At 74.2% G+C, this 11,935-nt stretch carries 13 protein-coding genes; 7 read left to right on the top strand and 6 right to left on the bottom strand.

Annotation, left to right across the window (positions count from 1 at the left end; genetic code table 11):
• Positions 1-15 precede the first annotated feature (15 nt).
• Positions 16-555: a helix-turn-helix domain-containing protein gene (locus ACFQ8T_RS13365; RefSeq protein ID WP_430547010.1), complete on the bottom strand. Its 540-nt coding sequence runs from the start codon at positions 553-555 to the stop codon at positions 16-18.
• A gap of 58 nt (positions 556-613) precedes the next feature.
• Between ACFQ8T_RS13365 and ACFQ8T_RS13360 the strand changes: the two genes are divergently transcribed.
• Both ACFQ8T_RS13360 and ACFQ8T_RS13355 read left to right on the top strand, forming a co-directional pair.
• Entirely contained in the window at positions 614-1,849 is a 1,236-nt protein-coding gene (locus ACFQ8T_RS13360; RefSeq protein ID WP_430547009.1) for a benzoate/H(+) symporter BenE family transporter, read from the top strand.
• Positions 1,831-2,142, top strand: coding sequence for a DUF3467 domain-containing protein (locus ACFQ8T_RS13355; RefSeq protein WP_429765858.1), 312 nt, complete (start codon positions 1,831-1,833; stop codon positions 2,140-2,142). The genes ACFQ8T_RS13360 and ACFQ8T_RS13355 overlap by 19 nt, the downstream gene beginning before the upstream one ends.
• A gap of 9 nt (positions 2,143-2,151) precedes the next feature.
• On the opposite strand, the gene ACFQ8T_RS13350 is transcribed toward ACFQ8T_RS13355, so the two are convergent.
• From ACFQ8T_RS13350 to ACFQ8T_RS13340, 3 genes are all read right to left on the bottom strand, one after another.
• Positions 2,152-3,561 carry an FtsX-like permease family protein gene (locus ACFQ8T_RS13350; protein WP_430547008.1) on the bottom strand — a complete coding sequence of 470 codons (1,410 nt, stop codon included), beginning with the start codon at positions 3,559-3,561 and terminating at the stop codon, positions 2,152-2,154.
• Positions 3,558-4,280 (bottom strand): ABC transporter ATP-binding protein, encoded by a 723-nt coding sequence (locus tag ACFQ8T_RS13345; RefSeq protein WP_430547007.1) that lies wholly within the window; start codon positions 4,278-4,280, stop codon positions 3,558-3,560. The genes ACFQ8T_RS13350 and ACFQ8T_RS13345 overlap by 4 nt, the downstream gene beginning before the upstream one ends.
• A gap of 109 nt (positions 4,281-4,389) precedes the next feature.
• Complete coding sequence (locus tag ACFQ8T_RS13340; protein ID WP_430547006.1) at positions 4,390-5,064, bottom strand: UdgX family uracil-DNA binding protein; 675 nt, start codon at positions 5,062-5,064, stop codon at positions 4,390-4,392.
• Positions 5,065-5,192: 128 nt separating this feature from the next.
• Between ACFQ8T_RS13340 and def the strand changes: the two genes are divergently transcribed.
• On the top strand, positions 5,193-5,879 hold the full coding sequence (gene def / locus ACFQ8T_RS13335; RefSeq protein WP_430547005.1) for a peptide deformylase: 687 nt from the start codon (positions 5,193-5,195) through the stop codon (positions 5,877-5,879).
• 83 nt (positions 5,880-5,962) lie between these two features.
• On the opposite strand, the gene ACFQ8T_RS13330 is transcribed toward def, so the two are convergent.
• Positions 5,963-7,255, bottom strand: coding sequence for an ABC transporter substrate-binding protein (locus ACFQ8T_RS13330; RefSeq protein WP_430547004.1), 1,293 nt, complete (start codon positions 7,253-7,255; stop codon positions 5,963-5,965).
• A 130-nt stretch (positions 7,256-7,385) separates the two neighbouring features.
• A complete protein-coding gene (locus tag ACFQ8T_RS13325) occupies positions 7,386-7,967 on the bottom strand; it encodes an alpha/beta family hydrolase (protein ID WP_430547003.1) in 582 nt (193 codons plus the stop codon).
• A 161-nt stretch (positions 7,968-8,128) separates the two neighbouring features.
• Here ACFQ8T_RS13325 and ACFQ8T_RS13320 point away from each other — a divergent pair, with 161 nt between their 5' ends.
• The 4 genes from ACFQ8T_RS13320 (at position 8,129) to ACFQ8T_RS13305 (ending at position 11,824) form a co-directional block, all read left to right on the top strand.
• Positions 8,129-8,752 carry a pentapeptide repeat-containing protein gene (locus ACFQ8T_RS13320; RefSeq protein WP_430547002.1) on the top strand — a complete coding sequence of 208 codons (624 nt, stop codon included), beginning with the start codon at positions 8,129-8,131 and terminating at the stop codon, positions 8,750-8,752.
• Positions 8,753-8,944: 192 nt separating this feature from the next.
• Positions 8,945-9,961 (top strand): family 43 glycosylhydrolase, encoded by a 1,017-nt coding sequence (locus tag ACFQ8T_RS13315; RefSeq protein WP_430547001.1) that lies wholly within the window; start codon positions 8,945-8,947, stop codon positions 9,959-9,961.
• Positions 9,961-11,283 carry an oligosaccharide MFS transporter gene (locus ACFQ8T_RS13310; RefSeq protein WP_430547000.1) on the top strand — a complete coding sequence of 441 codons (1,323 nt, stop codon included), beginning with the start codon at positions 9,961-9,963 and terminating at the stop codon, positions 11,281-11,283. The genes ACFQ8T_RS13315 and ACFQ8T_RS13310 overlap by 1 nt, the downstream gene beginning before the upstream one ends.
• A gap of 70 nt (positions 11,284-11,353) precedes the next feature.
• Positions 11,354-11,824 (top strand): hypothetical protein, encoded by a 471-nt coding sequence (locus ACFQ8T_RS13305; RefSeq protein WP_430546999.1) that lies wholly within the window; start codon positions 11,354-11,356, stop codon positions 11,822-11,824.
• The last annotated feature ends 111 nt before the right edge of the window (positions 11,825-11,935 follow it).

Raw genomic sequence — 11,935 nt, 5'->3', positions numbered from 1 at the left:
AGGGGATCTGTCTGACTAGTCCTGCTTGGTGCGACGCCACCACATCGTGAGCACCGCCTCGGCCGGCGCCCCGCCCAGCGCGCGGTACCCGTGCCGGGAGCCGGCGGTCCACTGCAGGGACTCGCCGACGCCGAGCTCGACGGCGGCGTCGAGGGGGCCGACCTCGGCCCGGCCGCGGGTGACCAGCAGGTGCTCGGTCACGTGGGCTCCGTGCGCCTCCGAGCGGTGCATCGGGCCGGGGTCGAGCCGCAGGGCGAAGACCTCCACCGTGACCTCGTCCTCCTGCGTGGCGGCCAGCAGCCGGGTGCGGATGCCGGGGGAGGACACCTCGGCCCCCGCGCGTTCGGCGAGCAGCCACGACATCGGGACGTCGAGGGCGCCGGCGAGGGCGTAGAGGGTGGCGAGGTTCGGGTTGCGCGACCCGCCCTCGATCTCCGACAGCGAGCCCTTGCCGATCCCGGCGGCCCGGGCGAGGGCCCCGAGGGAGAGCCCTCGGACGGCGCGGGCGGAGGTGAGGCGCTCGCCGATGAGCGCGGAGAGCTCGGCGGATCGCACGGCGTCATCCTAGCGTTCTGTTTGCGGAACGCGGCGGGTCGGGCCTACCGTTCCGTTCGTGGAACGCTCGCTCGCGCAGCCGGTCGGTGTCGGGATCGTCGCCGCCCTCGTCGGCTTCACCAGCTCGTTCGCGGTCGTCGTCACGGGGCTGCGGGCGGTCGGTGCCACGCCGGCGCAGGCGGCGTCCGGCCTCCTCGTGCTGTGCGTCGTCCAGGGGCTCGGGATGATCTGGCTCAGCCGCCGCCACCGCGCGCCCCTGACCCTGGCATGGTCGACGCCCGGCGCAGCCGTCCTCGCAGGCGCGGGCGGGGTCGCCGGCGGGTGGCCCGCCGCCGTCGGGGCGTTCGTCGTGTGCGGCGCCCTGATCGGGCTCACCGCGGCGTGGCCCGCGCTCGGGCGGCTCGTCGCGGCCATCCCCGTGCCCGTGGCCCAGGCCATGCTCGCGGGGGTGCTCCTCTCGCTGTGCCTGGAGCCGCTGGTCGCCGTCACGACCGCGCCGCTGCTCGTCGGGCCGGTGATCGTCGTGTGGCTCGTCCTCGCCCGCCTGGCGCCGCGGTGGGCCACGCCCGTCGCCTTCGGGCTCGCCGTCGTCCTCGTCCTGGCGGCGGTGGCCGCGGGGGACACCACCCTCGGGCTCCGGCCGCCGGGCCTCGTGCTGACGACGCCCGAGCTCACGTTGCCCGCCGTCGTGGGCATCGCCCTCCCGCTGTACGTCGTGACGATGGCGTCGCAGAACGTGCCCGGGGTCAGCGTCCTGGCCTCCTTCGGCTACGCCGTCCCCTGGCGCGAGACGCTGCTGGTCACCGGGGCCGGAACGATGGTGGGGGCGTTCGCCGGCGGCCACGCGGTCAACCTGGCCGCCATCACGGCGGCGCTGCCGGCATCGGCCGAGGCGCACCCCGACCCCCCGCGTCGCTGGGTCGCGACGCAGAGCGCCGGGTGGGCCTACCTCGTGCTCGCCGTCCTGTCGCCGCTGGTCACGGCGCTCGTCGCGGCGTCCCCGGCCGGGGTGTTCGAGACGGTCGCCGGGCTCGCGCTGCTCACCACCCTCGGCTCCGCCCTGGCGGCCGCCCTCCGCGACGAGTCGCACCGGGTCGCCGCGACGGCCACGTTCCTCACGGCGGCCAGCCCTCTCGTGGTGCTCGGCGTCGGGTCCGCCTTCTGGGCCCTCGTCGTGGGGCTCGTGGTGTGGGCGCTGCTCGTCGCGCGGCCGCCGCGGCGCGCCCGTCGCCGGGCTGTTGGCGACCGGGCCGCAGGGGGACGACAGTGGGGGCCATGGCGAACAACGAGGTGAAGTTCAAGATCGACGTCCCCGCCGAGCTCGAGGGAGGGGTCCCGGCGGACTTCGCGTCGCTGTGGCACACGTCGACCTCGTTCGTCATCGACTTCGTCGCGGCCACCAAGCCGCCGCAGCCGGTGACCGACCCCGACACCGGGGCGGTCACCGGCCGCGTGGTGCCGGGCAAGGTGGTCTCCCGGGTACGCATCCCGCCGCAGCAGGTGTTCGAGCTGGCGCGGGCGCTCACCCAGCAGCTCGACGCCTGGGAGCGGGAGACCGGGAAGAAGACCGACGGCTCCGCCGGCTGACCCGCGACGTCAGAGCGCGCGCTCGGGCCGGGCGAGGATCCCCGGCACGAGGCGGGCGCTGAGCGCGGCCGCACCGCGGACGGCGAGGAACCCGAGCGCGAAGACGGCCAGCGCGGTGACGATCGCGACGGGCTGGACGAAGATCGCCATCCCGACCAGCGGGAACAGCAGCACGGCCGCGCAGAGCGCCGAGCCGCCGGCCACCATCCACAGGGCCGACATCACGGCGCGCCGGGAGGCCTCGCCCATCACCTCGCGCGGGACGCCGAGCCGGTCGAGCGAGACGTGCACGGCGGCCCGGTCGAGCGTCGAGGCGGCCTGGTTGATGCCCACCGAGCACGCGACCATGAGGAACGACACCGCCACGGTGACGAGGACGCCGGTCGAGATGTCCTGCAGGAGCCACCGCTCGCTCGCATCCATCCCGTCGGTCGAGGTCATGCTGGTCATGGCGAGGCCGACCGCGCCGAAGACGCCGACGAAGCTGGTCATCGCCACGCCGCTCACCTGGCGCCACGCCGCCTTGGGGTCCTCGAGGATCATGCGCGCGGCGAGCAGCCGCGGCACGGTCTGCGCCTTGCGCGCCTGGCGCCGCGCCCGCACGCGGACGAACCACGGGCCCAGGGCGTCGAGGGCGAGCAGCATGCCGCCGAAGATCGCCGCGAGCGTCCCGACGATCGCGACGATGCCGCCCATCTCGCCGAGCACGCCCAGCATCTGCATGAGCCCCAGGCCGACGACGAGCACGCCGACGGCGATCACGACGCGCACCCAGTGCGCGGTGCCCGGCTTCTGCCGGGTGCGCACGCCCAGCGGCGTCACGACGACGGCGCGCAGGCCGACGACGGCGCTCGCGGCGGCGAGCAGCGCGACGCCGAGCACGGCGAGCGGCAGCCACCACCAGGGCACCCACATCTGCGCGCCGAGCGCCTCGCCGCGGAAGTGCAGCAGACCGACCAGCGGGGCGAGGACCGCATAGAGCACGACGCCGAGGACGGCCCCGGCCAGCGCCGTCACCGCCGCCTCGAGCACGGTGAGCGCGGTGATCGTGCCGGTGGTCGCGCCGAGCAGGCGCAGGGACGCCAGCCGCTCGTCGCGCCGTCGGGCGGCGAGGCGGGCGGCGGACGCGCCCACCGTCGCCAGGGGCACGAGGAGCAGCACGACCGCGATGACGGCGAGCGTCTCGTAGGTGGAGGCGAGCTCGTCGTCCCAGCCGAAGAAGGCCTGCGCACCGCCCAGCACCACGAGCAGCAGGGCCGTGACCACGGCGAAGCTCGCCACGGGCAGCGCGGTGGCCAGGCGGTCGCCGTCGCGCCGCCGCCGGAAGAGCGGGGCGAGGTGGACGGCCGTCGCGAGGGCTCCGGCCGGTCGCGCGCCCGGCACGGCGGCCGGCGCGGGTGCCGGGGCGGTGGCGGTCATCGCGACACCTCGGCGGCGGTCGGGGCGGACGGGGCCGCCGTGTCCGAGACGACGCGGCCGTCGCGCAGGACGACGGTGCGGGCGCAGCGGCGCGCGACGTCGGCGTCGTGCGTGACGACGACGAGCGTGCGGCCCTGCGCGGTGGCGGAGAGCAGCAGGTCGAGCACCTCGACGGACGTGGCGGAGTCCAGGGCGCCGGTGGGCTCGTCGGCGAAGATCAGCCGGGCGCCCGTCACCTGGGCGCGGGCGATCGCGACGCGCTGCGCCTGGCCGCCCGACAGCTCGCCGAGGCGCCGCTGCTCCAGGCCCGTGAGGCCCAGGTACTGCAGCCACTGCGCGGCCTCCGCCTCGGCCTGGCCGCGCGGCACCCCGCCGAGCATCCGGGCCACGGCCACGTTCTCGAGCGCCGTGAGCTCGTCGAGCAGCAGGCCCTGCTGGAACACGAAGCCGAGCTCCTCGCGCCGCAGCCGCGACCGGGCCGCGTCGTCCAGCGACTCGACCCGCACCGGCCCCTGCCCCGACGCGAAGGTGACCGACCCGGCGGTCGGCCGCAGGATGCCCGCGAGGCAGTGCAGCAGCGTCGTCTTGCCGGAGCCGGACGCGCCCATGATCGCCACCGACTCGCCGGCGGCGATGTCGAGGTCCACGCCGTCCAGGGCGGGCGTGACCCCGCCGGGGTACTGCATCGTCAGGCCACGCGCGCTCAGCAGAGGTGTCATGACACCTACGGTGCCCGCGGCGGGCCGCCGGCCGCGTCGGACCACGAGCGGATTCCTCCTGGGCACGGGTCCCCCTGGGGTATGACGCGGCTCCGGGGGACCCCCGAGGTCAGGCTGCGCGGGCGGCCCGTGCCGCGGTACCGAGGTCCGCCACGAGCGCGGCGAAGGCGTCGTCCCAGCCGGCGCGGTCGCGCAGCCGCAGCAGGGCGGACGGGTGGGTGGTCACGACGACGGGAGCGCCGGGGAGGGCGCCGCCTTCCGGGGCGTCGAGCAGCCGGCCCCGCAGCTCCCCGATGCGCGCGGGGGCGCCCAGCACGGCGCGGGCGGCGGTCGCGCCGAGGGCGACGACGACTCGCGGCCGCACGGCGGCCAGCTCGGCCTCCAGCCAGGGCAGGCACGCGCGCACGTGCGCGACGTCGGGCGTCTTGTGCAGCCGGCGCTTGCCGCGTTCCGGTCGCTCGACGTGCCGGAAGTGCTTGACGGCGTTGGTGAGGTAGACCGACGCGGCCTCCAGGCCGGCGGTCTCGAGCGCGTCCTCGAGGACCCGGCCCGCGGGGCCGACGAACGGCTCGCCCTCCCGGTCCTCGCGGTCGCCGGGCTGCTCGCCCACCAGCGCGAGGTCGGCGTCGGGCGGCCCGGTGGAGAACACGACCTGCGTGGCGTCGTGCCAGAGCTCGCACCCCCGGCACGCGTGCGCCGCCCGCGTGAGCGCGTCGACGTCGCGGCGCGCCGCGCCGTCGGGTACCCAGCGGTCGGCGCCGGGGCGGTCGGGGGAGCGGGTCACGGGCACCTCCTCGGGGCGACGACGGCACTGCCAGGGTGTCGCGGACGCCGGGTGCTCGCCGGTCGGGCACGGGCCGCCACCGGTCGGAGCGCGGCCCGGCCCCGCCGCCCTCGCCTAGGCTCTGTCCCATGGCTTGGAGCTTCGGTCGACGTCGGCCCACCACGTACCTGCTGGGGGAGCCGGCCGACCCGTACCCGGCCCAGGCGCCGGAGGCGGCGCGCGGCCGCGTGCTGCGGATCACCGAGATCGGCGAGCCCGTGCTGCACGCGCCGGCGGCGACGGTCGAGGAGTTCTCCACCCCGGAGCTCGCGCGCCTGATCGACGACATGTTCGCCACGATGGAGAACGCCGAGGGCGTGGGGCTGGCGGCGCCGCAGGTCGGCGTCGGGCTGCGGCTGTTCGTGTACGACGTCACGGACGAGCGCGGGGACCGGCACGTGGGGCACGTGGTCAACCCGGTCCTCGAGATGGACGCGGACGCCGACCCCGAGACCGAGGACGAGGGGTGCCTGTCCGTGCCCGGCGCGTACGAGCCGCTGGAGCGGCCCGGCGCCGCCACCGTGCGGGGCGTCGACCAGCACGGCGGCCCCGTGCAGCTGTCGGGCCGCGGGTTCCTGGCCCGCGCCTTCATCCACGAGGCGCAGCACCTGGACGGCACCCTCTACTGGGACCACCTGTCGCCCGACCTGCAGGCCGACGCCCTGCGCCAGCGCGACGAGGAGCGGGCCGACATCCTCGCGGGACGCCACGAGCTCGCCGTCGAGCTGGGCAAGCGGCCCGCCGAGTACCCGGAGAAGCCTGCGGGCGGCCGCTGACCCCACGCATCGAGCGTGCTGAATTGATCCTCAAACCGCCGTCTTGAGGATCAAGTCAGCACGCTCGATGCGTGGCCAGGTCGTCAGCCCAGCATCCCCGGGGCGACGGAGAAGAACTCCTTGACGCCGTCGTCCAGGCTCGTGCTGCCGAACCCGATGTCCTGCGCGATGCGGGTGAACTCGACCTCCACGGCGCCGGCGCCCTCGGGCGGCGGCGGGGGAGTGTCGCCCGCCACCTCGGAGAGCTGCTCCCAGTACTCGAGAATCTGCTCGTCCAGGCCCTCCGGCTCGAGCGCGTCGATCGCGGGCTGCGAGATCGGGGCGCCGCGGGACAGCCCGAACTCCTTGCTCACCTCCGGGTCGTTGGCGATGAAGTCGATGAACTTCGCCGCCTCCTCGGGGTTCTCGGCGTTCGCGGACATCGACAGCTCCAGCGACGGCTTGAGGTACAGGCCGCGGTTGCTCGCGTCGTCGGCCGGGGGCAGCGTCATCGCGAACTCGCCGCCCGCGCTGCCCTCGGAGAAGCGGACGAGGAAGTTGTAGAAGCTCAGCTCGCTCGCCGTGACGCCACTGCCCAGCACGTCCGCGCCGTTGAGCTGCTCCTGCCGCTTGGGGTCGATGAAGCCGTCGTCCTCGAACAGCGGCGTCGCCCGCTCCCACCACGCGGTGAGGTCGGCCTCCGTGAAGCCGAGCGCACCGTCCGGGGTGTAGAGCGACGTGCCCTGCTGGGCGAGCCAGATCTCGAACACGGTCCAGATCTGGGTGTACTGCGTGGACCCGCTCACCTGCGGGTCGTGGTCGGCGCCGGCCTTGCCGACCTGCGACAGGACGGCGTCGTACTCGTCCCAGGTGAGGTCGCCGTCGGGCACGTCGACACCCAGCTCCTCGAAGAGGCCGGTGTTGAAGAAGTTCGCGATGCCGCCCGTGCTGGTCGGGATGCCGACCAGCTTGCCGTCCACCTTCGCGGCCGGCATGACGTTCTCCGGGAACGTCGAGATGTCGATCGTGCCGTCCTCGACGAACTCGTCGAGCGGGGCGACCTGGCCGGTGCCGCCGTACTGCGACAGGTAGGAGACGTCCATCTGGAACACGTCCGGGAGGCTGCCGCTCGCCGCTTCCGTGTTCCGGGCGGTCCAGTAGTCGGCGAACGACGCGTACGACGACTGGATGGTGACGTGCGGGTTCTTCTCCTCGTAGAGGTCGATCGCCTTCTCGTACCGCTCGGCGCGCGACGCGTCGCCCCACCACGCGAAGGTGAGGGTGACGTCCTCACCGCCGTCGCCCGAGGCGTCGCCGCCGCTGCAGGCGCCGAGCGCGGCGACGGCGCCGACGGCGAGGAACGCGACGCCGGAGCGTCGGAGCTTTCTCGTGGACATGAGGGCCTCCTTGCACACATGTGCCGTCGGTCGACGGTCGTGACGGGTCAGATGCTGGCAGGCCGACGGTGGTGCCGAGCGCGAGCGGACAAAAGCGCGCATCGGTGGACATGCGAGCGGGAGGGGACGGTCAGAGCGTGCGCGCCCAGTCCGCGACGGCAGCCGCGACGTCGTCGTCCTTGCCCCGGACGTCGTGCGCGCCGGGCAGGATGACGGTCGTGACGGGACCGGGGACGGCCGCGGCGTGCGCGGCCAGCTCGTCGGGGCTCCCGAACGGGTCGCGGTCGCCGGAGACGAACAGCACCGGCACCGCGAGGTCGGGGAAGTGGTCGACGCGGAGCTTCTCGGGCCTGCCCGGTGGGTGCAGCGGATAGCTGAGCAGCACCAGCCCGGCGGCGGGCAGGCCCTCGGCCACCGCCATCGAGCACATCCGCCCCCCGTACGACCGGCCGCCCAGCAGGAGCGCGTCCGTCCCGACGCCGAGCGACCCGGCGAACCGCTCCGCCTCGGCGCGCAGATGCGCGACGGCGACGGGAGGCCGGTCCGGCATCCGCTTGCCGGCCAGCCGGTACGGGAAGTCCACGCGCTCGGTGGGCAGGGGCGGGTCGAGCGCGGCCAGCCGCTGCTCCACGGCCACGAGCGTGTGGTGGTCGCGGCTCGCGCCCGCGCCGGGCGTCAGGACCAGGCCTCGGGGCGTCGTCGTGTCGGGCACGGGTCCAGTGTCACCCGCGCCGCCGAGGGACCACCCGTCCACCGCAAGGTAGTACGGGGCCTGCCGAGGTAGTAGCGGGGCCGGCTCCGGTACTACCTCGGGGGCCTGGCCGGCTCGCGCCGGGTGGGGTCGGTGTCGCCCGGGCGGGCTAGCGTGCGGGGATGAGCGACGTCGAGCGGGGGCCCGCACCGGACGCGATCGAGCCGGGCAGCACGGTTCGGGGCGAGGACTGGTACGGCCGGGACCTGTCCGGCCGCACCTTCGAGCGGGTGGAGCTCGTGGAGGTCGACCTCACCGAGGTGACGGCCACCGGCGCCACCTTCGTGGAGTGCACGTTCCGCGGGGCGCGGTTCAACGCCTCGGTGTGGCGCGAGACCGCGTTCACGGGGTGCACGTTCAGCCGCACCAACCTGTTCGACGCGTCGTTCGAGGGATGCAAGCTCGTGGGCTCGCGCTTCGACGACTGCCGCTTCGACCTGCTGCGGGCGGAGCGCGGCGACTGGTCCTTCGTCACGCTGCGGCGGGCGGCGATGGACGGCGTCCACCTCGAGGGCCTGCGGATGCGTGAGGCCGACCTCGACGGGGCGCGGCTGTCCGGTGCCACCGTGATCGGGGTGGACCTGTCCGGCGCGGAGCTGGGCGACGTCGACCTGCGCGACGCCGTCCTGCGGGGCACGGACCTCTCGGCGCTGGACCCGCGTGCGGCGCGCCTGACCGGTGCGGTGATCGACCACGCCCAGGCCGTGGTCCTCGCCGAGTCGCTGGGGCTCGTCGTCACGCCCTGAGCCGCCTCGAGCCCGCGCGACGCGTGGGCCTCGTCACACCGCGTGCCCCTTCGTCCAGGTCATGGCGCCGCTGTCGGCGCCGACGTCGCGGACGTCACTCCGGTCACTGGTTTACATCGTTTACATTCTTGGTGGAGCAGCGCTCGATGCGCTCTGCCGGACCAGTGCAGGACACCGGAGGATGAGACACCAATGACGGACCAGGTCACGGTCAACCCGATCGTGCTGCAGCGCGCCGACCCGTGCGTGCTCCGGCACGAGGGGACCTACTACTTCACGGGCTCGCACCCCCGGTACGACCGCATCGTGCTCCGACGCGCCGACCGCCTCGAGGACCTGCAGAAGGCCGAGGAGGTGACCGTCTGGGAGCGGCACGCCACCGGCCCGCAGTCGCAGCTGATCTGGGCGCCCGAGATCCACCGCGTGCACGGCGCCTGGTACATCTACTACGCCGCCGCCCCCGTGGACCACGGCACCGTGGACGCGCCGAGCGAGAACGAGACGTTCAACCACCGCGTCTTCGTGCTGGAGAACACCTCCGACGACCCGTTCGAGGGGGAGTGGGTGGAACGCGGCCAGGTCGACACCGGCTGGGAGTCGTTCGCCCTGGACGCCACGAGCTTCGTGCTCGGCGGCGAGCAGTACCTCGTCTGGGCGCAGCAGGACCTCACGGTGCGCGGCCACTCCAACCTGTACATCGCCCGCATGGCGAACCCGTGGACGCTCGCGACCCCGGCCGTCGAGCTGACCCGTCCCGAGTTCGACTGGGAGACCAAGGGCTTCTGGGTCAACGAGGGCCCGTCCGTCCTCGTGCGCGGCGGCCGCGTGTTCCTCACCTACTCCGGCGCCGCCACGGGCATCGACTACGCGATGGGCCTGCTCACCGCCGACGCCGACGCCGACCTCCTCGACCCGGCGTCGTGGACCAAGAGCACCGAGCCCGTGTTCGTCAGCGACCCGTCCGCCGGCCAGTACGGGCCCGGCCACAACTCGTTCACCGAGACGCCCGACGGCGACGCCGTCCTCGTCTACCACGCACGCACCTACACCGAGATCTCCGGCGACCCGCTGTGGGACCCGAACCGCCACGCCCGCGCGCAGGTGCTGCCCTTCGACGCCGACGGCAACCCCGTGTGGGGCACGCCGGTGCCCGACACCCGCCCCACCCCCACCTCGACCGAGGTCCTCCCCGCCGACGGAGCGTTCTGATGAGCACCACCACCGCGACGCCCGACGGCGCCACCGCCAAGCCCCGCGCCCGCGACTCCCTGAAGAAGCTCGCGTTCTGGAACTTCGGCGGGCTGTTCTTCTTCTACTTCGCCATCTGGCAGCTCGTGATGACGTTCCTCGCGCCCTGGCTCGAGGAGCAGCTGGGGATGTCGTCGGGCAGCATCGGCCTCCTCCAGTCGATGATGGCGCTCACGGCCCTCTGCCTGCAGCCGTTCTACGGCTACATCCAGGACCGGCTCGGGTTCCGCAAGAACCTGTTCGCGTTCGTCGTCGTCATGGGCGCGCTCATGGGCCCCTTCTTCGCGTTCGTCTTCCCGGCGATCGTGGACGCCAACCAGGTGCTGGGCGCGCTCGTCGGCGGCGTCTTCCTGTCGCTGGTGCTCAACTCCGGCGTCGGCGTGGTGGAGGCGTTCAACGAGCGCAACTCCCGGGCCAACGGGTTCGAGTACGGGCACGTGCGGCTCTTCGGCTCGCTGGCCGGCGCGACCGCGTCGCTCGTGGGCGGCTTCATCTGGGGGGCGAACCCCGACAACATCTGGTGGGTCGGCACGTTCTCCGCGATCGTCCTCGGTGCGCTGCTGTTCGCGGCCCGCACGCCGAAGCCGGACTCCGCGGCGCAGGCCCAGGTGGCCGCCGAGACCAAGGACCGGCCGAAGGTCAGCAAGGACACGCTCAAGCACCTGCTGCGCGACCGCTCGTTCGTCGGCTTCATGGTGCTGATGTTCGGCACGGCCGCGCTCTACGACGTCTTCGACGGGCAGTACGCGATCTACTTCGGCCACCACGTGACCGGCTCGGGCGACCCGCAGGTGCTGTTCTCCCGCGTCGTGTTCGTGCAGATCCTGCTCGAGGCCGCCGTCATGGTGGCGATGCCGTTCATCATCAACAAGATCGGCGCCAAGCGGGGCCTGCAGATCTTCGCCCTCGTCCTCGTGGTCCGCGTGGTGGGCTCGGCCCTCTTCACGTCGACCGAGATGCTCATCGTGTGGCGCCTGCTGGCCTCGATCGAGATGCCGCTGATGCTGGTCTCGGTGATGAAGTACATCACCCGCATGTTCGACGTCCGGATCTCCGCCACCGCCTACATGGTCGGCTTCAACACGGCCAAGCAGGTCGGCGTCTTCATCTTCTCCTGGGTCTTCGGCCTGTCGTACGACGCGATCGGGTTCTCCTCGTCCTACCTCGTCATGGGGGCCGTGGCCCTGGCCGTCCTCGTCGTGGCGAGCTTCCTGATGCGCAACGACAAGGGGCGCCCCGACCCCGTCGGCCCCGCCGCCGAGCCGGCCGCCCTGCCCGTCTGACCGGGCCCGACCGCTTGTTCGGCGTCGCCGGCGGCGGGCGGCAGAAGCTCGGCGGTGCCAGGGTGGGCGCATGACCGCACCGCTCGTCGTCCGCTCGCTGGCCCTGGGGGTGGCCGCGGGGTCGCGCGCGACGCTCGGCGTCGCCGGCCCGCTGCTCGGCCCGGTGCCGGCGCACCGGCCGCCCACGCACCGCCTCCGCCGACCGGCCACGCTGCCGCGCCTGCTCGCGGGGCTCGCGGTCGCGGGCGAGCTCGTGGGCGACAAGCTGCCCACGACCCCGAGCCGCCTCGACCCGCCCGGGCCCGACGTCCGGGCGGCGAGCGGCGCCACCGGCGGGCTGCTGCTGGCGCTGCGCCACCACGCCCCGGCGCCGTCGGTCGTGGCGGCGATCGTCGCCGGGGCCGCGGGCGGGGTCGTCGGCACCGGCGTGGGGGCGGCGTGGCGCGCCGCCGTCGCCCGCCGCGGGTGGCCGGACCTGCCCGCCGCGCTCGCCGAGGACGCCGTCGCCCTCACGCTCGCCACCTGGGCCACCCGCGCCTGACCCGCCCCCTCCCTGCCTGTGCGGCAGGGGGGCGGGCGGGTCGCCACGACGGTTGCGGCGCCGTCCGGGAGAGTGAGCGGCATGGAGCGGGCGACGACGACACGGGCGACG

It is taken from the genome of Isoptericola sp. NPDC056618 (assembly GCF_042792715.1).
Taxonomy (GTDB): Bacteria; Actinomycetota; Actinomycetes; order Actinomycetales; family Cellulomonadaceae; genus Isoptericola; species Isoptericola nanjingensis.
The sequence above is the reverse complement of the archived record's forward strand: the minus strand, read 5'-3'. Positions and strand labels throughout refer to the sequence as shown.